Source organism: Pseudomonas sp. UME65 (assembly GCF_014170225.1).
GTDB classification, from domain to species: Bacteria; Pseudomonadota; Gammaproteobacteria; order Pseudomonadales; family Pseudomonadaceae; genus Aquipseudomonas; species Aquipseudomonas protegens.
This window is the reverse complement of sequence record NZ_LZZQ01000016.1, coordinates 36163-58786: the sequence shown is the minus strand read 5'-3', so window position 1 is coordinate 58786 and position 22624 is coordinate 36163. Positions and strand designations below refer to the sequence as shown.

General features: G+C 60.4%; 18 protein-coding genes. 6 read left to right on the top strand and 12 right to left on the bottom strand.

Annotation, left to right across the window (positions count from 1 at the left end; all coding sequences use genetic code 11):
- Nucleotides 1-4: 4 nt before the first annotated feature.
- The 10 genes from A9971_RS25645 to A9971_RS25600 all read right to left on the bottom strand — a co-directional run bounded on the left by A9971_RS25645 (nucleotide 5) and on the right by A9971_RS25600 (nucleotide 13842).
- Nucleotides 5-2104 carry an acetate--CoA ligase family protein gene (locus A9971_RS25645; RefSeq protein WP_182999869.1) on the bottom strand — a complete coding sequence of 700 codons (2100 nt, stop codon included), beginning with the start codon at nucleotides 2102-2104 and terminating at the stop codon, nucleotides 5-7.
- Between the two features lie 21 nt (nucleotides 2105-2125).
- On the bottom strand, nucleotides 2126-3286 hold the full coding sequence (locus A9971_RS25640) for an acyl-CoA dehydrogenase family protein (protein WP_011061007.1): 1161 nt from the start codon (nucleotides 3284-3286) through the stop codon (nucleotides 2126-2128).
- Nucleotides 3287-3505: 219 nt separating this feature from the next.
- On the bottom strand, nucleotides 3506-4297 hold the full coding sequence (locus tag A9971_RS25635; RefSeq protein WP_182999868.1) for an enoyl-CoA hydratase/isomerase family protein: 792 nt from the start codon (nucleotides 4295-4297) through the stop codon (nucleotides 3506-3508).
- Nucleotides 4298-5509: 1212 nt separating this feature from the next.
- Nucleotides 5510-6913, bottom strand: a complete 1404-nt coding sequence (locus tag A9971_RS25630; RefSeq protein WP_182999867.1) for an amino acid permease — start codon at nucleotides 6911-6913, stop codon at nucleotides 5510-5512.
- 208 nt (nucleotides 6914-7121) lie between these two features.
- Nucleotides 7122-9377, bottom strand: coding sequence for an ATP-binding protein (locus tag A9971_RS25625; RefSeq protein WP_182999866.1), 2256 nt, complete (start codon nucleotides 9375-9377; stop codon nucleotides 7122-7124).
- The gene (locus tag A9971_RS25620) at nucleotides 9374-10171 is read right to left on the bottom strand and encodes an ABC transporter substrate-binding protein (protein ID WP_182999865.1); all 798 of its coding nucleotides are present in this window, start codon (nucleotides 10169-10171) and stop codon (nucleotides 9374-9376) included. Before A9971_RS25620 ends, A9971_RS25625 begins: the two co-directional genes overlap by 4 nt.
- Nucleotide 10172: 1 nt before the next feature.
- Nucleotides 10173-10889: a response regulator gene (locus A9971_RS25615; protein WP_182999864.1), complete on the bottom strand. Its 717-nt coding sequence runs from the start codon at nucleotides 10887-10889 to the stop codon at nucleotides 10173-10175.
- Nucleotides 10890-10972: 83 nt separating this feature from the next.
- A complete protein-coding gene (locus A9971_RS25610; protein ID WP_053158118.1) occupies nucleotides 10973-11611 on the bottom strand; it encodes a TetR family transcriptional regulator C-terminal domain-containing protein in 639 nt (212 codons plus the stop codon).
- A 263-nt stretch (nucleotides 11612-11874) separates the two neighbouring features.
- Nucleotides 11875-12669, bottom strand: coding sequence for a class II aldolase/adducin family protein (locus tag A9971_RS25605; RefSeq protein WP_182999863.1), 795 nt, complete (start codon nucleotides 12667-12669; stop codon nucleotides 11875-11877).
- Nucleotides 12670-12768: 99 nt separating this feature from the next.
- Nucleotides 12769-13842 carry an ABC transporter substrate-binding protein gene (locus A9971_RS25600; protein ID WP_161466926.1) on the bottom strand — a complete coding sequence of 358 codons (1074 nt, stop codon included), beginning with the start codon at nucleotides 13840-13842 and terminating at the stop codon, nucleotides 12769-12771.
- A gap of 215 nt (nucleotides 13843-14057) precedes the next feature.
- On the opposite strand from A9971_RS25600, the gene A9971_RS25595 reads away from it, so the two are divergent.
- Nucleotides 14058-16010: an FAD-dependent oxidoreductase gene (locus A9971_RS25595; protein ID WP_182999862.1), complete on the top strand. Its 1953-nt coding sequence runs from the start codon at nucleotides 14058-14060 to the stop codon at nucleotides 16008-16010.
- A 73-nt stretch (nucleotides 16011-16083) separates the two neighbouring features.
- On the top strand, nucleotides 16084-16695 hold the full coding sequence (locus tag A9971_RS25590; protein WP_060838987.1) for a cupin domain-containing protein: 612 nt from the start codon (nucleotides 16084-16086) through the stop codon (nucleotides 16693-16695).
- A gap of 50 nt (nucleotides 16696-16745) precedes the next feature.
- Here the strand turns inward: A9971_RS25590 and A9971_RS25585 are convergent, their stop codons facing one another.
- Nucleotides 16746-17027 (bottom strand): hypothetical protein, encoded by a 282-nt coding sequence (locus tag A9971_RS25585; RefSeq protein ID WP_182999907.1) that lies wholly within the window; start codon nucleotides 17025-17027, stop codon nucleotides 16746-16748.
- A 351-nt stretch (nucleotides 17028-17378) separates the two neighbouring features.
- Between A9971_RS25585 and A9971_RS25580 the strand changes: the two genes are divergently transcribed.
- The gene (locus tag A9971_RS25580) at nucleotides 17379-17975 is read left to right on the top strand and encodes a hypothetical protein (RefSeq protein WP_220802776.1); all 597 of its coding nucleotides are present in this window, start codon (nucleotides 17379-17381) and stop codon (nucleotides 17973-17975) included.
- 298 nt (nucleotides 17976-18273) lie between these two features.
- On the opposite strand, the gene A9971_RS25575 is transcribed toward A9971_RS25580, so the two are convergent.
- Nucleotides 18274-19200: an FRG domain-containing protein gene (locus A9971_RS25575; protein WP_259652274.1), complete on the bottom strand. Its 927-nt coding sequence runs from the start codon at nucleotides 19198-19200 to the stop codon at nucleotides 18274-18276.
- An 813-nt stretch (nucleotides 19201-20013) separates the two neighbouring features.
- On the opposite strand from A9971_RS25575, the gene A9971_RS25570 reads away from it, so the two are divergent.
- The 3 genes from A9971_RS25570 to A9971_RS25565 are packed head-to-tail and all read left to right on the top strand — an operon-like array spanning nucleotide 20014 to nucleotide 22610.
- On the top strand, nucleotides 20014-20793 hold the full coding sequence (locus A9971_RS25570; RefSeq protein ID WP_182999861.1) for an ABC-three component system protein: 780 nt from the start codon (nucleotides 20014-20016) through the stop codon (nucleotides 20791-20793).
- Nucleotides 20777-21001 (top strand): ABC-three component system middle component 7, encoded by a 225-nt coding sequence (locus A9971_RS33345; RefSeq protein WP_404944725.1) that lies wholly within the window; start codon nucleotides 20777-20779, stop codon nucleotides 20999-21001. The genes A9971_RS25570 and A9971_RS33345 overlap by 17 nt, the downstream gene beginning before the upstream one ends.
- On the top strand, nucleotides 20991-22610 hold the full coding sequence (locus A9971_RS25565) for a DUF2326 domain-containing protein (RefSeq protein WP_182999860.1): 1620 nt from the start codon (nucleotides 20991-20993) through the stop codon (nucleotides 22608-22610). The genes A9971_RS33345 and A9971_RS25565 overlap by 11 nt, the downstream gene beginning before the upstream one ends.
- Nucleotides 22611-22624 lie beyond the last annotated feature (14 nt).

Below are 22624 nucleotides of genomic sequence, written 5' to 3'. Positions count from 1 at the left end.
CTCCTCAAGCCTGGCCAAGGCGAATCAACGCATCGACCGCGACGGTGCCTTGGGCACCGACCAACAATGGGTTCACATCCAGTTCCAGCAGTTGCCCGGCATGTTCGCAGGCGTAGTCCGCCACCGCGCCGATGGCCGCCACCAGGGCCTCAAGATCGGCCTCGGGGCGCCCGCGAAAGCCTTGCAGCAAGGTAGCGCTGCGCAGGCTGAGCAAGGCCTGGCGGATCGCCCCTTCGGTGGTCGGCAGCAGCAGGCTGCGGCTGTCCTTGAGCAGTTCCACCAGCACCCCGCCGGCACCGATCACCAGGGCCAGAGCGAAGTCGTTCTCACGCTTGATGCCGACAATCAGCTCCGCCAGGGGCGCCGCGGCCATGGGCTCCAGCAGGATCTGTTCAAAGGCCAGCCCCGGCGCATGCTCGGCAATCCGCGTGCGCATCAGCCGCAATGCGGCGCTCAGGGCTTCAGGGTCCTTGAGATTGAGGGCCACCGCCCCGGCCTCGGTCTTGTGCGGCAGCTCGGCGCTCACCGCCTTGAGCACCAGCGGGTAGCCAATGCCCGCCGCCGCGCTCAGGGCCTGCCCGGGGGTGGTCAACACACCATCGGGGGTACAAAGGCCAAAGGCGCGCAAGGCCTGCTTGGACTGCCACTCGTCCAGCAGCACAGCGCTACCGTCCAGAGCCTGCGGGCACAGCGGCACCAGGGCCGACTCCCCCAGGGCCAGCAACACCTGGCGCCGCTGTTGATAGGCGACGATCCGGCCCCAGGCCGCCAGGCCGTCCTCCACCCCTTGCAAGGCGGGAATGCCGTGGCCGTGCAAACGCTCGCGGGCACTGGCCGGCAGCAGCTCGGGAAAGGCCGAAGTGACAAAACCGCGCTTGCCATGGCGCTGCAACGCGGCGCAGAACAGCTCCAGCAGCAGGTCGCATTCCTTGCGCTCGCCGGTAAATTCGGCCGGGTAATCCAGCACCAGCATGGCGCTGTCGGCCTCGGTACGCAGGGCCGTGTCGAGCATGGCTTGCAGGGCCGTAGCGTCGCCCCAGATGGCGGTGGTGAAATCCAGCGGGTTCACCAGGTTGGCGTAGCCCGGCAGCACCTGGGCCAGCTCGGCGCATTGCCCGGCATCCAGCTTGGGCAGCTGCAGGCCGTTGCGCTCGGCGTAGTCGGCGATCAGCCCGGCATCGCCCCCGGAACAGGCCAGGGCCATCAGCTGCGGGCCAGCTGGCAACTGCCCGCAGGAGGCGGCTTTCAAAGTTTCGACAAAACTCACCGGGCCGCTGACCCGGATCACCCCCAGGCGCTGGAACAGCGCGTCGTACAGCGCGTCCGATCCCGACAGCGAACTGGTGTGACTCAAGGCCAGCTCGGCGCCGATCTGCGACACCCCGGTCTTCAGGGCGATGATGGGTATGCCCTTCTCCAGGGCCTTGTGCGCCGCCCGGGCAAAACCCGGCACGTTCTTCAGGCCTTCCAGGTGCAGGCCGATGGCGGTCACCCGTGGTTCGTCCAGCAGCACGTCCATCAGCTCGGCAATGCCCAGCTGCGCCTGATTGCCCACCGACGCCATGTAGGCCACCGGCAGCGAGCGATCGCTCATGGACAGGTTGTAGGCAAAGTTGCCGCTCTGGGTCAGCACTGCCACCCCGCGTTCCACGGGCTGGCCGCCATGGGCCACCGGCCACAGCGCGGCGCTGTGCAGGTAGTCCAGCAGGCCGTAGCAGTTGGGGCCCAACAGCGCCATGTCGCCGGCGGCCTGCAGCAGTTGCTGTTGCAGGGCCTGGCCCTCGGCGCCGGTTTCGGCAAAGCCCGAGGCGTAACAGATCGCCCCGCCGGCGCCCTTGGCCGCCAGCGCCGCGACGCAGGTCAGGGTCAGCTCGCGGTTGGTGGCGACGAACACCGCATCCGGGCCGCAGGGCAGCTGTTCGATGCTGGCCACGCACGGCACGCCATCGAGCTCGGCATGCTGCGGGTTGACCAACCACATGGGCCCGGCAAACCCGCCTTCGGCGCAGCGCCTGAGGGCCCGGGCCATGCTACGCCCGCCCACGAAAGCCAGGTGCCGCGGGGCCAGCAGGCGCTTGAGATTGTCACGCAAAGTCTGGGACATGACGGCAATTCTCCAGGGCGCTCAGCGCATCAGCGGCCGCAGCAGTTCACGGGAAATAATGTGGCGCTGGATCTCCGAAGTGCCTTCCCAGATCCGCTCGATCCGCGCGTTGCGCCAGATGCGCTCCACCGGGCCTTCGTCCATCAGGCCCATGCCGCCGTAGATCTGCACCGCCTCGTCGGCCACCCGGCCCAGCACTTCACTGGCGAACAGCTTGGCCATGCCGGCCTCGCCATCGGTCATGCTGCCCTGGTCCATCTTCCAGGCGGTATGCAGGGTCAACAGCTCGGCGGCGCGGATCTGCGTGGCCATGTCCGCCAGCTTGAACGACACCCCCTGGTAACTGCCGATGGCCTGGCCGAACTGCTTGCGGTCCGCGGCCCATTGCAAGGAGGCATCCAGGGCGCGCTGGGCCTGCCCCACGCAGTTGGCGGCGACCATCACCCGCCCGGCGGTGAGCCAGGCGTTGGCCACTTCCCAGCCCTTGCCCACCTCCCCCAGCACCTTGGAAGCCGGTACCCGGCAGTCATCGAAGAACATCTCGAAGGTGTGGTAGCCGCGGTTGCTCACGCACTTGGGGCCACGGCGGATGGTCAGGCCCGGGGTGTCGCGATCCACCAGGAACGAAGTCACCGCGTTGCGCTGGCGGCCGTTGTGCTCATAGGTGCCGGTGACCGCAAAGACAATGGCGAAATCCGCATGCCCGGCGTGGCTGATGAAGTGCTTGCTGCCGTTGAGCACGAAGTCGCCGCCGTCGCGCACGGCGCGGGTCTTGATCGCATTGGCGTCGGAGCCGGCCCCGGGTTCGGTCAGGGCGAAGCAGTCGACCTTGCGCCCCTGCACGCAGGGCAGCAGGTAGTCGCCGATCTGCGAGCCGGTGCAGGCCATGAGGATTTTCGACGGCCGGGCAACGAACACATGCAGGGCCCAGGAACACTTGGCCAGCTCGCGCTCGATCAGCGCCTGGGACAGGTAGTCCAGGCCGCCACCACCCACTTCTTCCGGCATGTTGAAGGCATAGAAGCCAGCGGCGATGGCCTTGCTGCGGATCTCCCCGGCGAGGTCGGCGCTGACCTCATCGGCGCGGTCCACCGCCTCTTCGTGGGGCAGCAACTCCTTGCTGACAAAACTGCGAACCGCGTCCACCAACATTTCTTGTTCTTGGCTGAGTTGGAAATTCATGGCGCTACCTGTGAGTGATTGACGGTGCAAAAAAAACGAGTGATCTGGCAGGACGATCTGGCGAAAAACACCGTCCCGTAGGAGCCAGCTTGCTGGCGAAGAGGCCCTTGAATAAGGCGCTGTTCTTGCGGGCGCCTTCGCCGGCAAGCCGGCTCCTACAAAATGGGCGCATGGCCCAGGGGCTCTTTCGCCGGCAAACCGAGCGCTGCCCGACCGCTCCTACAACCCTTGGAAACGTGGGGGGCGTTTTTCCGTGGCGGCGCGCAGGGCTTCGGCGCCGTCGGCGCTGCGCCCGCACAGCAGGCCGGCGGCCAGCTCGGCCGCCAACTGCTGCGGCAAACTGCGCTCGGCACCCTGGCGGATCAGCTTCTTGGTCTGGGCAAAGGCGAAGGTCGGGCCCGCTGCCAAGCGCGCGGCCAGCTCACTGACGCTGGCGATCAACTGATCGTCGGCGCACACCTCGCCCACCAAGCCGGCGGCCAGGGCCCGTTCGGCGCTCCACAATTCGTCGAGAAACAGCAGGCGCTTGGCCTGTTCGCTGCCAATCAAGCGCGGCAGGTGCCAGCTGGCGCCGGCATCCGGCGAGTAAGCCATGCTGGTGTAGCCGGCCTTGAACCGCGCCGACTGCGCCGCCACCCGCAGGTCGCAGCACAGAGTCAGGTCCATGCCCGCGCCCACGGCGGTGCCGTTGATGGCGGCGATGGTGGGTTTGTCCAGGCTCTGCAGCCGGGTCATCAAGGCGTGGGCGGTTTCGGTCCAGCCGTAGCTTTCCAGAGCGCCCCGGGCTTCGGCTTCGGCCCACTCCGCCAGGTCGGCACCGGCGCAGAAACTGCGGCCGCTACCAGTGAGTACCACGGCTCGGACGCTGGGGTCGCTGTTGCAGGTGTCCAGCAGGCTGTGCAGCGCTTTGAGGGTCGGGATGTCCAGGGCGTTGCGTTGCGCCGGGCGGTTGAGGGTGATCCAGGCTACGCCGGCTTCGATCCGGCTGAGCAGCGACGATGAAAGGGTCATGGGCGTCCTCGAATTATTGTGGTTGGCGTGAGGGGGTGGCTTGAGGGTGATACTAAACGAGTGTTCAACAAGGCGGCAATTGGGGGGATTGGGGGGAGTTTTGGTCGACTTTTTGAGATATCCCTTTGTTTTTATTGGGTAAAAATCTGGGCATTGGGAGTTGTTGCGTGGGGGTTGTTACAACTTCGAACAAGCCTCGACAAAAGTGCGGGTGGGGGAGTTTTTTGTGGCCAGGGCGCGCGGCGGTCGTAAAACATGAGGGGGCGGTCTGATTGGTGGGCATATCCGTTGCTGCGGGTGCGGCGGCTTATGGTTCCGCTTTTACAGCGGGGGTTGGGTACATATCCGTTCCTGCAGGTGCGGCCGCTTACGGTTCCGCTCTTACAGCGGCTCACTTTTGAAAAGCGCAAAAGTAAGCAAAACGCTTCTGCCCCTCCACTCGGTGCCTCGCCTAGGCTCGGCATGCCCTCACTCCGGCATTGATCCGTGGGCCGCCGCCACCGGCCATCCATGGCCGGGTGGCGGCTAACCCGGCATCCCTGCCGGGTTACCCACGGATCAATGCCTGCGTTCGGCCATCGTGGTTAACGGGGCGTTCAGATCAAGATCAAAAGCCAGAGCAAGATCAAAATCTGACGGCGGCCTGCCGGCCGGCCTGTTTCATTGCCGTTCGCGTTACATGTAGCCGCTGCCGAAGGCTGCGAACGCTCTGGGCGGCACTCCGTCGCAGGAGACGCTAAACCTGCCTCCCCGATATTCCTGACATATTGCGTCGCCTGGTTTCGCAGCCTTCGGCAGCGGCTACAAAGAGCCAGCCTGCGCACCTTGGCTTTGGCTTTTGATCTTGCTCTTGATCTTGATCTTCAAGCCCCTTCCCAGCCGGCCGAGCGTAGGCGTTGCGTAGGGGGCAGCTCGGCAGGGATGCCGAGCTAGCCGCCACCCGGCCATGGATGGCCGGTTGGCGGCGGCCCCCGGAGCAATGCCGGAGTGAGGGAACCCCGAGCCTTAGCGAGGGGCCCATGGAGGGGCAAGCGTTTTTGGTTCCTTTTTAGGCGTTTGTAAAAAGGGACTCGCCGTAAGGGCGAAACCATAAGTAGCCGCCCCCGCAGAAATGGATATGTACCCCCTCTAGCCGCAAAGGCAGCAAAGTCAGCGAAGACATCCGCCCAGGCGCTGCATCTCTCCCGGGCCCCTTCGCCGGCAAGCCGGCTCCTACACAGCGGCTGCAGGTTGCAGTTGGCGTTTGCGCTGCATCAGGTAGTAGGCGCCGTAGCACAGGGCGATAAAGCCCGAGCCCCAGTACAGCGACGGACGCTGGGTTTCATCCAGGGCCAGGAACACGAACAGCGAACTGCACAGGACGATGCACATCAGCGGCACCAGAGGGAACCAGGGCGCGCGGTACTTGAGCTGCTCCAGTTGCCCGCCTTCGCGCAGGAACTGGCGGCGGAAGCGGTACTGGGCCAGGGCAATGACGATCCAGGTCACGGTGCCGGCCATGCCGCTCACGGCCATCAGCACCATGAACAGGGTGTCGGCAGCGATGAAGCTGGTCATCAGCGAGATCAGGGCAAAGCACAGGGTGATGGCCAAAGCCCGCAGGGGCACGCCCTGTTTGCTCAGGGGCGACAGGGCCTTGGGCGCCATGCCGGATTTGGACATGGCCCAGAGGATGCGCGTGGAGGCATACAGCCCGGAGTTGCCCACCGAAAGAATCGCCGTGAGGATCACGAAGTTCATCAGGTCGGCGGCGTAGGGAATGCCCACCATGTCGAACACCTGGACGAAGGGGCTTTCCACCAGCCCGGCCTGCTGCCAGGGAATGATCGCCGCCAGCACCATCACCGCCAGCACGTAGAAGATCAGCACGCGAAACACCACGTTGCGCACGGCGCGGGGGATGCTTTTTTCCGGCTGGTCGGTTTCACCGGCGGCCACGCCCATGATCTCGCAGCCCTGGAAGGCGTAGACCACGGTCATCATCACCGCGAACACCGCCGGCAGGCCGTTGGGGAACAGGGAGTCACCCTTGAGGTTGTCGAACATCGGCGCCGGGGCGCCGCTGGGCAGGTCGATGACGCCGAAGATCACCAGCGCGCCCACCACGATAAAGCTCAGGATCGCCAGCACCTTGATCCCGGCGAACCAGTATTCGGCCTCGCCAAAGGCCCGGGTGGCCAGGGCGTTGATGCCGAACAGCAAGGCCACGAACAGCGCCGACCAGTACCAGATCGGCACCCCGGGAAACCAGCGCTGCATCAACATGCCGGCGGCGGTGAACTCCAGGCCCACGGTGGTGGCCCAGCTCATCCAGTAGACCCAGCCGATCATGAAGCCGGTGGCCGGGCCGATGTACTTGGTGGCGTGGGCCTGGAACGAGCCGGACACCGGCATCTGCACCGACAGCTCGCCCAGGCAGACCATTACCAGGTACATCAGGAAGCCGGCCACCAGGTAGGAGAGGATCGCCCCCCAGGGCCCGCCCTGGTTGATGGTGACCCCGGAGCCCATGAACAGCCCGGTGCCGATCACGCCGCCCAGGGACAGCATGAAAATGTGCCGGCTCTTCAGCGAGCGCGTCAGTTGGATGCCTTTGCGTTCAGTACTGGTCGTCATGGTGCACCTCAGCAGTCGGTGAGGCGCAGGGCGCGGGGCGATGGGACGGGGCGTGGGGTACAAGCAGCTTGCAGGCAGTTCATTATTATTATCTCCAATAAGCTTCGAAGGCCGCGGCGGGCGCGGCTCAAGCGATTATTGGAAAGCCATGTAAGTTCGGGTTGAAGCAAAAGATCGAAGATGTAAAAAGTCGTAAGGATTTTGTACGTCAGGCCGCCAGCAAGCGCTGCAGCAAGGCCCGAGACTCTTGCCAGGGCCTCTGCAGCCTCGCCGCCAGGGACGCCAGAGCCGGGCGATCCGCCTGCTGCGCCGCCTCCTCCAACTCCCGCAGCACCCGGGCCAGCGCGCAAAACCCCAGGGAGTCGGCACTGCCCGCCAGCCGATGGGCCAGGTGCAGGACCTCGGTGCAGTCTTCGGCGGCCAGGGCGTCGGCCAACAGTGGTTGTTGCTGATCCAGGGCATCGGCCAGGATCCGGAGCAGGTCCTGCAACTTCTGCTCGCCCAACAGACTGCGATGAGTGTCCAGCAAGCCCTGGTCGAGCAAACCCTCCTCAGTGTCGGCCTGCGGCATCTGCACCTGCCTGGCCAGCACCTGACGCAGGCTCTCCAGCTGCAACGGCTTGCCAAGAATGCCCTGCATCCCGGCCTGCAGATAACCACGCACCACGGACGGCTGGACGCTGGCGGTGAGAGCGACAATGCGCACCTGACGGTTGGGCCCGGGACGCTGGCGGATCTCGCGGCACAGTTCGACCCCGCTGATGCCCGGCAAGTGCACATCCAGCAGCAACAGGTCGAAGGCTTGCTGCTGACACAAGGCCAGAGCCGACTCGCCGTCTTCAGCCAGCCACACTTGATGGCCGTCACGCTGCAGCAGGCCGCTGGCCACTTCGCGGTTCAGGGCCACGTCTTCGACCACCAGGATCTTCAAAGCCTGCGTCGGCAACTCAAGCGCGGGCACCGACAAGGGCTCCTGGCCGATGCCCAACGCCAGCTCGAACCAGAAACAACTGCCCTGCCCCAGCTCACTGTCGACGCCGATGCGTCCGTCCAGTTGCTGCAGCAGGTGCTTGCAGATGGCCAATCCCAGGCCAGTGCCGCCATAGCGGCGGCTGACTTCATCACTGGCCTGGACGAAACGCTCGAAGATCTTTTCGCGCATCGACGCAGCAATGCCGATGCCGTTGTCGCGCACGCAGCAGCGCAGGCGCTGGCCCTCGGCGGCGCTGTGCAGCACCTGCACCTCGACCCGCACCCAGCCGTCTTCGGTAAAACGAATGGCGTTGGCCAGCAGGTTGCTCAGCACCTGGCGCAGGTACTGCTCGGCGCCCTGCTGGCGCGGTGCCAGTTGTTCGTCGATGTGCAATTCCAGGCGGGTGCGGTTGGCCTCGGCCCGGGGCTGCAACAAGGTGGTGACTTCTTCCAGCAACTGACGCAGGGAGAAGTCCCGCACTTCCGGGCGGCTTTCGCCCTCCTCCAACCGGGCAAAGGACAGCACTTCGTTGAGGATGCTCAGTAGGCCCTCCCCGGCTTGATGCAAGGCCTGCAAGCGCTGGCGATCCTGGCTGCCCAGGGGCGCCGAACGCAGCAGTTCGGCCATGCCGAGGATGCCGTTCAAGGGGGTGCGCAGTTCATGGCTCATGGTCGCCAGAAAGCGCGACTTGGCGAGGTTCGCGGCTTCGGCCTCGTCCTTGGCGTGCATCAGGCTGGCGGTGCGGCGCTGGACCATTTTCTGCAATTCATCGCGCTTGTCCTGCAGGGCCAGGCGGTCGGCTTCGCGGCGCTGCACATCATCGAGCACCGCCCGGCGCATGTCGTCCAGGGCCCGGGCTACGGTGTCGATCTCGTCGCCATCCGGGCGCTGGCGCTTGTCCAGGTGCAGGGGCTCGTGCAGCTCGCCGGCCGCCACGCGCCGGGCAAAATCGGCCATCACTTGCAGGTGCCGGGTCACCAGGCGGTAGAACAGCCCGGACAAGGCCACCGCCAACCCGCAGAGAAACACGCTCATCCACAACAGGCTGGCCAGCCCGGTGGCGTACAGGCGCCGATACACCGCCCCCAGATCGGTGCTGACCTGCAACTCGCCCAACTGGCGCAAGGGCCCGGACGGCGGTTGATAGCTCAAGGGAAAACGCTCCACCCGCAGCGGCCCGATCAGCTCGGCGCTGCCCTGCTGCAAGTCGAAATCGTTGCTGATCAAGTGCACCCGGGCCACATCGGAAAAGTCCACCAGCCCCTGCAACTGCACGGTCAGTTGCTCCTGGTTGAGGTCCCACAGGTTGCGTTCCAGGCTGCCCAGGTAACCGGCGCGAATCAGCTCCATGCGGCTGTCGATCTCGCGCATTTCCCGGCGGTATTCGAAGTACAGCTGCACGCTGCTGGCGAGCACGGTGAAGCACAGGCTGAACAGCAGGATAAACAGCAGCAGGCGGCGCAACAGGCCGCCGGAACGCAGGGGGATCATGGCGCCGTCTCCCGTTGCGCCTTGAGCATGGCGCGGTAGTCGTCCTGGCTTTGCCAAAGCCAGCGCTGCACCGCGCCGCTGTCCACCTGGCGCTGCAACTGCGCGTCGATCTCGGCCATGCGCGGCGCCACGGGCGAGTGGCGCGACACCGCCAGGCGCAGGTAGTCGACGCTCACCGCCTGGGGCAAGGCGATGATGTCCTCGGCCCCCGGTAGCTGCTCGATAAACAGCTGCCCGGTGCGGCGTTCATGGGGGATGAAATCGATGCGCTGGCGGATCAGCTTGCCGAAGTTCTGCTGGCTGCTGGAGACCCATTCGATGTTGCCGTGCTGCACCACTTCGCGGTCGAAATCCTGGCCGTAGCTCTCGCCGAACAGCAGGCCGCCGCGATAGGCCCGCAAGTCCTGCAAGTGCGCAAAGCGCGGCAGGCTGCGGCGGTTGACGAACAGCGCGACTTCTTCGCGCAGCACCGGCACCTGGGAAAACAGCAGGTCCTGCTGGCGCTGGCTGGTGCTGTAGGCCAGCACCACATCCACCCGGCCCGCAGCGGCGTCCAGCAGGCAGCGCTTCCAGTTGCCCAGCACCACCACCTGCACCTGATAACCCAGGTCCCCCAGCACCTGACGCACCAGGGTCGGCGCCAGCCCGCGCACTTGCTGGCCGTCGCTCCAGGAAATCGGCGGGTACACCGGGTAGTCGCAATAACGCAGCACGGGCCGGGGTTCAGCGAACGTCGGGCCGGCCAGCAGGATCAAGCACAGGCTCAGGCACAGGCCCAGTGCGCGGCGCAGCAATTCAGGCGGCCACGCTGGCGGTGAACAGGTAACCGGCACCGTGGATGGTGATGATCAGCTCCGGCTCGGCCGGATCGTCGTGCAGCTTACGCCGCAGGCGGCCCACCAGCACGTCGATGGAACGGTCGCTGGGCACCCATTCGCGGTTGCGGATCTGGTCCATCAACTGGTCGCGGCTCAGGGTATGGCCGCTGTTGCGCAGGAACACGCTGAGTAATTGGTATTCGCCGTGGGTCAGCAAGGTTTCAGCGCCCCGCGGGTCGATCAGCCGGCGGCGGTCGGTGTCCAGGGCCCAGTCGGCGAACTGCTTGACCGGGCTCGGGCTGTTGGCCGGGACCTGGGGCGGGCAGGCCTGGCGCACCCGACGGATCAGGTTCTTGGCCCGGGACACCAGCTCGCGGGGGTTGAGGGGTTTGATCACGTAGTCGTCGGCGCCGCATTCCAGGCCGACGATGCGGTCGATGTCATCGTTGCGCCCGGTGATCAGGATGATCCCCACTTCCGAGCGCACCCGCAGCTCCCGGGTCAGGGTCAGGCCGTCCTTGCCCGGCAGGCGGATATCCAGCATCAGCAGGTCCACCGTGTGCTGGCCGAGAAAGCTCTCCGCCTGCTCCGCGGTGGCGGCGCAATGCACGTCGTAGCCTTCCTGAGAGAGATAAGCCTGAAGCAGCTCGCGAATCAGCGGATCGTCGTCGACGATCAATACCCGAGGAGTCATCGCCTGTGTTCCTGATTATTTTTATTAGAGAAACCACCTACAGCGCAGCAGCCTAGCCATTACTGAACAACCGATCAACAGCCCTATGTCGGCACAGCGAAACCTCGCCCGCCGCTGGCCAGCAGCCCCTCGACCCAGGCCTCGCAGATCTGCACGCCCTGCTGCGGGCTGAAGGTCCCCGGGTTGAGCCCGGATTCCAGCCACAGGCCGTCGAGCAAGGCGCTGAGGCTGATGGCCGCCAGATCGGCGTCGAAGCCTTTCCAGCCCTGAAGGCCGGCCAACTGGCCCAGCAGGCCGGCCAGCTCGTTACGGTATTCACCATAGGAATGTTCGTGGGCCAGGTTGATCGCGTCGGCGGTCTTCACCGCGCCCCAGAAGGCCAGCCAGGCATCCAGCAGCCGCGGGTCCAGCAGTTCGGCGCAGAACGAGGCGCGAAAGAACGCCGACAGCCGCTGCCGGGGGTCGGGCGCGGCCTGCTCCATGGCCTCGCGCAGCAGGGTCATGACCCGCCCGGTGATGGCGCGATAGGCCTCGGCCACCAGCTCGTCCTTGCCGGAGTAGTGATGGCTGATCAGCCCCACCGAAACCCCGGCCTCGGCGGAGATCTTGCGGATCGACGCGCCCTGGAAACCGTGGAGCTTGAGGCAGGTCAGCGTCGCCTCGATCAGCTCGGCCTTGCGCAGGTCGGGTTCCAGGCGGGAAAAGCGCGCTTCCTGGCTCATGGGGCGGGTTCCTTGGGCGGTGGCGGGAAATTGAAACTGAACGACTGTACAACAGGCCTTCCGTGGCTATCCAGCGTTTGTGTGGCCGCCCAAGCCGCACCGAGTCCTGTAGCCGCTGCCGCAGGCTGCGAACGGTCTGGGCGGCATTCCGTCGCAGGGACGCAACGATCTTCAAGGCGACACAGGTTCGGCGGCAGATCGTCAAGCAAGGCCCTGCGGGCCTTTTCGCAGCCTCGCCATGGCTCGGCAGCGGCTACATGTGGTCAGGCGCGGTAGTCGGGGGCGATGCGCTCCAGCAAGCGCAACAGCGCCGCCCAAGCCAGCTGCATGGCGTCCGGGTCGTTGAGCTCACCTTCCTGCAGCGGCCGCCCCGGGTCGTTGAACTGGCGTTCGGTGTGGGCGCAGACCGCGTCCGGCGGTAGCACGATCTCCCCTGCTGCCTGGGCCGCCAGCTGGATCTCGCAGGCCTTCTCCAGGTAGTACATGCGCAGAAACGCCTGGCTCACGGTTTCGCCCACGGTGAGCAGGCCATGGTTGCGCAGCATCAGCACGCTCTTGTCGCCCAGGTCGGCCACCAGACGTTGCTGCTCGCTCAGGTCCAGGGCCACGCCTTCGTAGTCGTGGTAGGCCACGCGGCCATAGAACTCCATGGAAATCTGGTTCACCGGCAGCAAGCCGCATTTGAGCGCCGCCACCGCGCAACCGGCCTTGGTGTGGGTGTGCAGCACGCACTGGGCGTCTTCCCGGGCGCCGTGAATGGCGCTGTGGATCACGAACCCCGCCGGGTTCACCGGGTACGGCGACGGCTCCACGGCTTCGCCATTGAGGTCGATCTTTACCAGGTTGGAGGCGGTGATTTCATCGAACATCAGGCCGTAGGGGTTGATCAGAAAATGATGCTCGGGCCCGGGCAGGCGCACCGAGATATGGGTGAAGATCAGGTCGGTCATGCGAAAGTGCGCGATCAGGCGGTAGCAGGCCGCCAGCTCTTCGCGCAGGCGCTGTTCGGTGGCGCTGCGCTCGGTCAGGGAGTGGGGGCTGGGAGCGATATTGTTCATTGTTGGAGTCCTCCAGGCAGGTGGGCGGGCAAACGGGGCCGGTAAAAAGAGCCCGCAAACAATAGGACCGGACGCCCGCAGGCGTCCAGCCCGTTGCGCTTACTTGCTGGCCCAGGCGTTGAAGCGCTCTTCCAGCTCTTCGCCATGATCAACCCAGAACCCGACGTCCATCGCCAGTGCACCCTTGAGGTTCTGTTCCGAGGTCGGCACCCACTGCGCCAGCGCCGGGTCGAGCTTGGCTGCGGCCAGGGTGTTGGTGGGGCCATAGGGGATCTGCTTGACGTAGTTGACCTGGGCTTCAGGGGTGTTGGCAAACGCGATGAAACGCTTGGCCTGATCCACGTGTTTCGAGCCCTTGATGATCGCCCAGTAGTCCATGCCGTACAGGCTGCCGGGCCACACCACCGCCAGCGGCGCGCCGGCCTGGGCGGCCACGGCGATGCGGCCGCTGTAGGTGGAAGTCATTACCACATCACCGGCGGCCAGCCACTGCCCCGGCTGGGCCCCGGCCTCCCACCACTGGATGTAGGGCTTGAGTTCGCTGAGCTTGGCAAAGGCCCGGTCCACTCCCTCGGGCGTGGCCAGGACCTTGTACACGTCCTCGACCTTGACCCCGTCGGCCATCAGGGCGAATTCCAGGTTGTACACCGCGCGCTTGCGCAGGCCGCGCTTGCCGGGGAACTGCTTGACGTCCCAGAAATCCGCCCAGGATGTCGGGGCCTTGGCCAGCTTGTTGCGGTCGTAGGCAATGGCCACGCTCCACACCAGCACCGCCGAGCCGCAGGGCTGGGCGGCATCGGGAATCAGCTGCTCGGCACGGCCCAGGGCCTTCCAGTCCAGGGGCTCGTACATGCCTTCGTCGCAGCCGCGCATCAGGTCCGGGCCTTCGATCTGCACCACGTCCCAGTCGACGTTGCCGGTGTCGACCATGACCTTGATGCGGGCCATTTCGCCGTTGTATTCGCTCTGGATCAGCTTGCTGCCATCGGCCTTGCTGAAGGGTTGGAACAACGCCACATCCTGGGCTTTTTGTCCGGCTCCGCCGTACGCCACGACCACCATGTCGGGGGCTGCCTGGGCCTTGTTCTGAATCAGCGGCTGGCCCAGGGTCAGACCCAGGGCGAGGCTCAGGGCCAGGAAAGAACAACCGTGCTTGCGGGTGAGCGCTTTCATCTGTGAATCCTCGTCGCGGTGCCACACCGGCAGGCGCCGGCACGGCCCTTTTTTATTGTTGTGAGGTTCGCGCCAAAAGCGGGCGCAGGCCAAAGCTACGGCAAGCCTTAGTAAAAAAACAAGTTGATTTTTTACTGGCGGTAAATTTTGATAGGCCCACAATAACAACGCCAAGGCTGCGCTCCCCTGCCCTTGGCCCGCCTGGAGTCACCGCAATGACCAGCGCCTTCCCGCACCTGTTCGCACCCTTGCAGATCCGTGGCAAACGCCTGAAGAACCGCATCATGTCCAGCGGCCACGACACCTCGATGCCCACCGACAACCTGGTCAACGAACAGCTGATCGCCTACCACCGCGCCCGGGCCGAAGGCGGCGTCGGCCTGATCGTGCTGCAGGTGGCCGGGGTCCACGACAGCGCGCGCTACACCAGCCACGTGCTGATGGCCACCGACGACGCCTGCATCGACGGCTACCGGCGTCTGGCGGAAACCTGCCACGCCCACGGCACGGTGGTGCTGTCGCAGATCTTCCACCCGGGGCGGGAAATCATGGAGTCCGCCGACGGCCTGCTGGCCGTGGCCTACGCCCCTTCGGCGGTGCCCAACGAACGCTTCCGGGTCATGCCCCGGGCCCTGGATCAGGACATGATCGACGAGATCATCCAGGGCTACGCCGACGCCGCCCGACGCCTGCATCAGGCCGGGCTGGACGGCGTGGAACTGGTGGCCAGCCACGGCTACCTGCCGGCGCAGTTCATCAACCCGCGGGTCAACCGCCGCAGCGACGGCTACAACGGCGAGCTGGAACAACGCCTGCGCTTTATCCGGGAAATCCTCGGTGCCATGCGCGCCAGCACCGATGCCGAGTTCATCATCGGCCTGCGGATTTCCGCCGACGAACGCGACCCCGAAGGCCTCACCGAAGACGAATCCCTGGCCGCCGTGCAATTGCTGCAAGGGCAACTGGACTACGTGCACATCGTCGCCGGCACCTCCGCCTCCCTCGGCGGCGCCGTGCACATAGTCCCGCCCATGGCGGTGGAAGCGGCTTATCTGGCCCGGGAAGCCGGTACCTTCAAGGCCCGGCTGTCGATCCCGCTGTTCGTCACCGGGCGCATCAACCAGCCCCAGGAAGCCGAGGCGATCATCGCCAAGGGCCAGGCCGACGTGTGCGGCATGACCCGCGCGCTGATCTGCGACCCGCAGATGCCCAACAAGAGCGACAGCGGCCATGCCGAAGACGTGCGCGCCTGCATCGCCTGCAACCAGGCGTGCATCGGCCACTTCCACAAGGGCCTGCCGATCTCCTGCATCCAGCACCCGGAAACCGGCCGCGAACTACTCTACGGCCAGCCCAAGCCCAGCGCCCGCGGCAAACGCATCCTGGTGGTGGGCGGCGGCCCGGCCGGGATGAAAGCCGCCGCCGTCGCCGCGCAACGCGGCCACCACGTCACCCTCTACGAAGCCAGCGCGCAACTGGGTGGCCAGATCCAACTGGCGCAACTGCTGCCCCGGCGCAGCGAATTCGGCGGCGCCAGCACCAACCTGCAACGGGAAATGCAACTGGCCGGCGTCGAAGTGGTGCGCAACACCCGAGTCGACCGCGCCCTGATCGAGCGCGAAAACCCCGACCACGTAATCATCGCCACCGGCGCCCAACCCTACTGGCCGAACTTCGAACGCGGCGGCGACCTGCAAGTGGTGGACGCCTGGCAAGTACTGCGGGACGAAGTGCAACTGGGCCGCAGCGTCGTGGTGGCCGACTGGCGCTGCGACTGGATCGGCCCCGGCATCGCCGAGCGCCTGGTACGCGCCGGGCACCAAGTGCAACTGGCGGTCAACGGCACCCACTGCGGCGAAAGCCTGCCGCTGTACGTGCGCGACCAGATGGCCGGCGAACTGCACAAACTGGCGATCCCGATCATCCCCTACGCCCGCCTCTACGGCTGCGACGACAGCACCGTGTACCTGCAACACACCGCCAGCGGCGAACCCATGCTCCTGGAAAACGTCGACAGCCTGGTGCTGTGCCAAGGCCACCAATCCGTGGACGACCTCGGCCAACAACTCAAAGGCCTGGTGCCCTTCCAACGCATCGGCGACTGCCTGGCACCGCGCACCGTGGAAGAAGCCATCCATGAAGGCTTGAAAGTCGCCTGGGCGCTTTGAGGCTGCTTTATACTCCAGGGCTTTTGCAGGACGGGTGCCCGGACGCGCCCGCCTTCCAGGCCTGGAGCCCGCCATGAATCAAAGCAGCAAGACGCCGCCCGAGCCCGGCAGCGACAACCAAGCCCCCGGCGGCCCACAGTTTCTTGGCACCCGCATCCGCGGCCTGCGCAAACGTCGCGGCCTGACCCTGAGCGAACTGGCGCAACAGAGCGAACTCACCGCCGGCTACATCAGCCAACTGGAACGCAACCTCGCCTACCCCTCCATCCCCGCCCTGTTCAACATCGCCCGCAGCCTGGGCGTGACCATCCAATGGTTCTTCGCCAGCGAAACCCAGACCGCGCCCGAAGATCAGGGCTATGTAGTGCGCAAGAAACAGCGGCTGCAAGTGAATTACGAGAACGGGATTATCGATCAGCTGTTGACCCCACAACCGACCCGGCAGCTGGAGTTTTTGCACTCGCGGTTTCCGCCGGGGACGTACAGCAAGGAGAGTTACAGCCATGAGGGCGAGGAAGCCGGGTATGTGCTGTCGGGGAGCTTTGAGCTGTGGGTGGGGGAACGGTATTTCCAGTTGAGTGAGGGGGATAGCTTTAGTTTTTCCAGCCAGGAGCCGCATAAGTATGGGAATCCTGGGGAGGAGGATGCGGTGGTGTTGTGGGTGATTACGCCGCCGACGTTTTGAGCGAGCTACTGAGCGGAAGCGCAATGCACCGCTCTTTCGTTTACTGAAAACTAGCAGTCACGGGTTGGGAAGTAGAACTGTTGCCGCAACCATTCACTGAACTGGGCCTCGGTCAGCGGAGCGGGTTGCTCGCCCATTTCATTCCAGGCGCGGTTAATCATGTGTTCCCAGTCTTGAGTTACTTCCATTAGTGGCGCTGAAGCTCCCCAGAAATGTCCGGCCTCCAATGTTGCGCTGACTCGACCGTTCAGTTCAGCGAGCGTGGCAGCACCGTCCAGATAGCGCCGCCCGGCTTCTAGCAATTTTTTGAATTCGGTGATTTCGACGGTCATGTCTGGGCCCTTAAACAGAGCGTTTGGATAAGCAGCCTTTGGATTGATTCAGAGAATATCTGTTCTTATGTTGTCACTTCACCTAGGACTAGCCTAGTCGTATGCAGTACCAGCGTCTGCTTACGGCCAAGAACGGACGCTGGGCACCTTGATAAGGGCTGCCCAAACCTCGTCGATGCCGTTTGTATTCTCTCTCAAGCTTTTTTTGCTTCTGGCGCACTACTCGATCTGCTTATAAAATCATCTGGCATTGAGGATGCTCTGCCCTTGAGCGGTGCGTCGTTTATTAGGTCCAGGCAGTCGAGCTGGGAAGGTTGACGATTTTACTCTATCCCGTTGAGGTATTTAAAGTTGAGATACTATGATGAAGACGACGATTTAGAGATTGTTTCCGGCAAGAGTTGGATATACATTGGTTGTGATGTAAACAAGTTAAACTGGTCGAAAGTTGGCAAAACTACCGAAGGACTGCATACTCGACATAGATCTTCTCAGAATCCAGACTATTGCATTTACACTGCCTTTGAAATCATTCGTGGCGATGTTCATGACATTGAGAAAAAACTACTAAAGCATCTTGAGAGTGAGTGTAGCCTTCAGAGACTGCCTCACATGAGCACCAGTAACGATAGTGAGTGTTTTAGGCTGAATCCAGACAATATGACTTGGCTTGTCGAGCAGTTTATTAACAAGAACTTCTGGTCGTGTGTCACTTATGAGAATAGTCTTCATGGAGAGATGAGTCGCTATCGTTGTGATGATATAATTTATCAGCACTTCCAGACTTTAAATGATCCAAAGTCACAACCACTGACACTGCAACCTCTGTCACTGGGAAAGGGAAGTTACTTTACAGGAAATCAAGAAGTTTATGAGATTGATCTCGGTGATGGCTATTATATCGATGCAGCGAGTGGTATGACTATGCACCGAGACGATGAACTTTGAATCAAGCCATAGCGCAGCGGCAGAGCTGTTGGCTGGACGGTTTTTTAACTTTAAAGTCCTGCAAATACACGGGGCCAACCGGATCTGCTCGACTCCTACAAGCTGCGATCTAACGCGAAAGACTGCTAGTGGCAGCTAGCAGGCCGTAATGAAGGTCTATTCTGTGTCCCGACTGCAATCAACCCAAAGCTGCCTTTAGTAAAGAGGAGTTAACGGCCAAAAGGATCCAGTCGAAGACGTCCAAGGAATCAGGGGCGATCCAGTTTTTTACTTCGAATGCCCCGCAGGCGACTGCTATTTAATCGAAGTCTGGGTCGTAGCTGTCTTCATTGTATTCCTGAATGAGTGACTGAGAGGGCCTCACACCAACCTCAACGTTAGCCCAATCTTTTACGCTTTTCGCCACACCATGAAAGCCGGGAAAAAGTGTAGAACCATCAACACCAAGTCTTGAGCAAAGTTCTAGTAAAGCGGGGGCCTCCTCGATCGGCAAGGTCATTTTGACAAGTGGCGTCTGGCTCCCTGTCACGCTGTAAATCTCTTCAACATCCTCTAGCGCCTCTACCTGATACAAGTCATCGGGATTATATCCTTTAACCTCATGCGTGGTGAATAAACCAGACTGAGCCGCCTGATTCTTACTCGTTCCCCCTGGCGTCCTAATCACCTTCACTGTCTTCCAATGCATCGCATAAGTGGTGTCCAAAGCCCAGATAGCTAGCCTCGGCATCCTCCTGCTATCAATCTCAAAGTTTGCTGATGATGCAGCGAAGTAACAGGCGACAAAGCTTCTCTCAGTCCAGTCTAGGAGGCGAGTGGGTACATCGTAGTGTTGAGCTACCGCCATGATTTCGTATAGTTCAGTGGCCGGCCAGGGGATATGCGGACTTTGGAGTAAACCCCAGCCATCGGCAAGTGTTCCGCTCAACTGCTCGGTGTAACCCGGAACATTTAGCCCTGAGCGATCACAGCCAGTCAGAAATCTCCTCAATATTTCCAGCTCGAAGGCCACTTGCCCAGCCGTTGAGGCATCAAATATCCTCCTTGGCGAGCCATAGGCGAATGAACCTGCTCCACGCCTGCACACAGATGGCGTCAGCTTGTACTCATCACTTGGCTGACCTCTAAAGATAAATCTTCCAACATCCCAAATAGGATTTAGAGGGGACAAGTGGTCTATCAGTTGGCGTGCAGTGTGGAAAGTTATCTCCGTTGGATTTGCCATCGTTCCTTGACTCCGCTTCCGTTTGACGATTTGCAGTCTAATGACCTTTTGACGAGCAGGCTTTTGTAGCTCACTCAGGCCTAAGGCCGCCCTAGAACGGACCTTAACAGCGGTAAAGCACGTATGCCTATCCGCTCAAAGTCGATTGCAGCCCTTTTATGCGCTACGGACAGAATAAACCTACAAGCCTCGACGAAGAACTGCTGCTAGGCCATTGCTGAACGGTCCGCTATTGGCCGATGTTTGCCGATGCCGAGTGGCCGCAATGGGTCGGAAGCTGCCGATCGTGAAGTCTGGCTTGATCATTCACGGCCTTCTCTGAAGAGCTTCTGGTTCACCCTAAAAGACTCGAAAGCAATCGTTCCAAAAACCGGCCGCTGAGCTATTATTCGGCCAGTAACAAATTAATAAATTCGTACTAAATGGTTAGCCAACTCTGCTACGCCCCTCGTAGCGTACGCAAGGCCATAAGAACTAATGGCTAGGACTTTTCTGGAGCAGCCTGGCGAGGCGGCTGGATGATTAGGGAGGATAGGAGTGCTCGTGAAGCCATTTTCCGAAAGACGAGTCGTCGCCACACACTATCGCTTCGGATGGACCAACATCCCCGGCCCGCCCCAAAAATCTCGTATAGGCATTGAAAGGCTCTTAGCTTGTTCCCCAAGTCACTTGGTTGGCGCAGTGCCTAGTGTTCTCCCAGAAGTCCCGTGGTGACGCTGCTGATCTCCCAATCGTTTTAACAATCACGATACGCCTTCTTGTCTCAGAAAATTTAGCGCTGCGTATCAAAAAGAATCGGACGAGTTTAGCTAAATGGCAAATAAACGAAACAAGTACCATGCTAATCAGCACAGCATTCTCTACGCCGAAACCGGAGGCGCTTGCCCTCTCTGCGCGCTCCCCATGATGTTCCAGAAAGCGAGTTCGAAACATCCAACCATAGGTTATGAAATTGCTCATATCTACCCGCTAAATCCAAATACTTCGCAAGAAGAAGCTCTGAAAGGGCATGCAACCCCATGTGATTTAAACGCTCTTGAAAATGTAATTCTCCTATGCCCCTCTTGTCACACCAAATACGACAAAGATTTTAAAATTAAAGAATATCTGAACCTACTAGCGATTAAGAAGGCCTATCTCAGCGAAACAAGTGCAAAACTTACTGCGTCTCAGCATACGCTTCAGGAAGAGGTTCACGAAATTTTAGACTTTATCGTTAATAACAATGGTGACAATGGTGAACTGACGTCGACAAAACTAGATGTTAGTTCGCTGGACAAGAAACTCAAGACTGGTATAAGCCCGCTACAGAAGAGGGAAATCCGCTCGGATGCCATAGACTTTTTTGTGCCAATCAGGAACCAGATCCGCCTAATCGAGCAGCGGGACCAAGCAGCGATAAGAATTCTGCAAAACCAGATCAATAGCTACTACCTGCTCATGGATAAGCAGAATCCTGAAAATAAAGACATAGTTTTTAATCATATCGCAAAATGGATAAGCTTAAGAACCGGAAAATCCATCATGGCTTCTAAAATTCTTACCTCATTTTTTGTTCAAAACTGTGAGGTCTTCGATGCTGGTTCCAACTAAATTCACGACACTCGAAGAGTCCACTATCTTCAAAATGCGCGCAATCTTGGAAGATAAGCAAGACAGTGAGACTATCTTGGACTTGCTAGCCAGAACCAAAGATAGCTTTCAAGATGTATCAGAATTTCTGCACGCGATAGACATACTCTATGTCCTAGGGGTACTTAATGTCGAAACATCGACTGGAGTGATCGAATATGCTAAGTAAAATCGCCTGCCCACTGTTTAACCATGGTGAAATTTCATTTCATCTAGGCTTGAACATAATTCTTGGGGATGACGACGCCAAGAACTCCATCGGAAAATCATCGGCCCTAATGGTGATCGACTTCGTCATGGGCGGAAAGTCTCTACTGGAAGATAAGGCTGGCGCCATCAAATCCCTTGGACACCACACTTATAATATCGAGTTCGTATTTGATAATCTTCCCTACTTTTTCAAACGTTCCACGGCCATATCTGATGTTGTTCAAGTTTGCAATAATGACTATGTAACAACAAACGAAATCAGTATTGAAGAGTACCGAGCCAAGCTCAAGACCCTCTATGGCCTAGCTCACTTGAACAATAGTTTCCGCTCTATTGTCAGTCCATTTAGTCGAATCTGGAACAAGGGTGGCCTTGATCCGGATCAGCCTTTTACAGGCGACACCAGAGAGTCTGCAGGAATCGCAATTGGACGACTTATTGACCTTTTCGAGCGTACTGACGACATTGCGGAAGAGAAAGCTGTTCTAGACGCTCACAACGACAGAAGAAAGCTCATAACAAAATCAATGAGTGCAGAAATCATTCCCAAGATTAACAAAACACAATACAAAACGAACCAGAAGACAATTTCTGATAACTCGATTGTAATTGAGGGCTTGAAACAGGGTTTTACTGGTGCTCTCAGTGCTTACGAAGCCCTCTTTGATGAAGGCTTGCGAGCACTGCATCACCAGAAAAACGATTTGATTGCCACAAAGAACGAACTACTGACAAAAATAGATCGAATTAAACACGACCTCTCAGGAGTGACACCAAGGCTGACAGCTAATATCGCTCTCATTACGGAGTTTTTCCCTGATGTCAACATTGAACGGCTTGAGCAGGTCGAAGCCTTTCATCAGAAAATAGGAAAAGTTGTTAACAAAGAGCTTAAGAAAGACCTCGAAATATATTCAGAACTCGAAAAAAAACTCGGTATTGAGTTAAATGATCTGGATAGCAAAATACACGCAAGCTTAGCAGCCAAGGGAACACCTGACGATTTATTTGCACGAGTTTTTGAACTCAAAGAGATCACTGACAAAGCCGCTGAAGAGAATCGGTTCTATGATCAAAAAGCGGCTATTGAAACAGAAGCTTCGCTATCAAAAAAACGCTTGGAGACTATTTACACTGGAGTCTTCTTAGACATTGAAACTGCGCTAAACTTAAAACTGAAACGCTTCAACAAAGTTGTATATGGCCCGAATCGAAACGCTTCGCAACTTAGAATCGAGAGCGCAAACTCGTATAATTTCATTTCCCCTAAAGATACTGGAACCGGAAAATCCTATGCTGGCTTGGTTGGTTTTGATCTTGCCTTACTCTCCCTGACGCACCTTCCATTCATTATTCATGACTCGGTGATCTACAAAAACATTGAGGTGCCTGCGACGAGAAATATCCTTAGAATCCTGGCTGCCGTTAAACGCAAACAAATTTTTCTTGCCTTTGACGAAGCAGCTAAATTCGGCACCACAGCAGAGCAATTGCTGCGCAGTCATACTGTTCTCAAGCTAAGCCATAACGACCTTCTATACAACAAAGACTGGAGGGAACAGCAATAGTGAATAGCGGTAAG

Excerpts from the sequence above, each read along its gene's own strand:
- A9971_RS33345 (WP_404944725.1), top strand. The coding sequence starts at position 20,777 with ATGCTGGTTCCAACTAAATTCACGACACTCGAAGAGTCCACTATCTTC.
- A9971_RS25615 (WP_182999864.1), bottom strand. The coding sequence starts at position 10,889 with ATGACTCCTCGGGTATTGATCGTCGACGACGATCCGCTGATTCGCGAG.
- A9971_RS25645 (WP_182999869.1), bottom strand. The coding sequence starts at position 2,104 with ATGTCCCAGACTTTGCGTGACAATCTCAAGCGCCTGCTGGCCCCGCGG.
- A9971_RS25605 (WP_182999863.1), bottom strand. The coding sequence starts at position 12,669 with ATGAACAATATCGCTCCCAGCCCCCACTCCCTGACCGAGCGCAGCGCC.
- A9971_RS25600 (WP_161466926.1), bottom strand. The coding sequence starts at position 13,842 with ATGAAAGCGCTCACCCGCAAGCACGGTTGTTCTTTCCTGGCCCTGAGC.
- A9971_RS25585 (WP_182999907.1), bottom strand. The coding sequence starts at position 17,027 with ATGACCGTCGAAATCACCGAATTCAAAAAATTGCTAGAAGCCGGGCGG.
- A9971_RS25610 (WP_053158118.1), bottom strand. The coding sequence starts at position 11,611 with ATGAGCCAGGAAGCGCGCTTTTCCCGCCTGGAACCCGACCTGCGCAAG.
- A9971_RS25625 (WP_182999866.1), bottom strand. The coding sequence starts at position 9,377 with ATGATCCCCCTGCGTTCCGGCGGCCTGTTGCGCCGCCTGCTGCTGTTT.
- A9971_RS25565 (WP_182999860.1), top strand. The coding sequence starts at position 20,991 with ATGCTAAGTAAAATCGCCTGCCCACTGTTTAACCATGGTGAAATTTCA.
- A9971_RS25595 (WP_182999862.1), top strand. The coding sequence starts at position 14,058 with ATGACCAGCGCCTTCCCGCACCTGTTCGCACCCTTGCAGATCCGTGGC.
- A9971_RS25575 (WP_259652274.1), bottom strand. The coding sequence starts at position 19,200 with ATGGCAAATCCAACGGAGATAACTTTCCACACTGCACGCCAACTGATA.
- A9971_RS25630 (WP_182999867.1), bottom strand. The coding sequence starts at position 6,913 with ATGACGACCAGTACTGAACGCAAAGGCATCCAACTGACGCGCTCGCTG.
- A9971_RS25590 (WP_060838987.1), top strand. The coding sequence starts at position 16,084 with ATGAATCAAAGCAGCAAGACGCCGCCCGAGCCCGGCAGCGACAACCAA.
- A9971_RS25640 (WP_011061007.1), bottom strand. The coding sequence starts at position 3,286 with ATGAATTTCCAACTCAGCCAAGAACAAGAAATGTTGGTGGACGCGGTT.
- A9971_RS25570 (WP_182999861.1), top strand. The coding sequence starts at position 20,014 with ATGGCAAATAAACGAAACAAGTACCATGCTAATCAGCACAGCATTCTC.
- A9971_RS25635 (WP_182999868.1), bottom strand. The coding sequence starts at position 4,297 with ATGACCCTTTCATCGTCGCTGCTCAGCCGGATCGAAGCCGGCGTAGCC.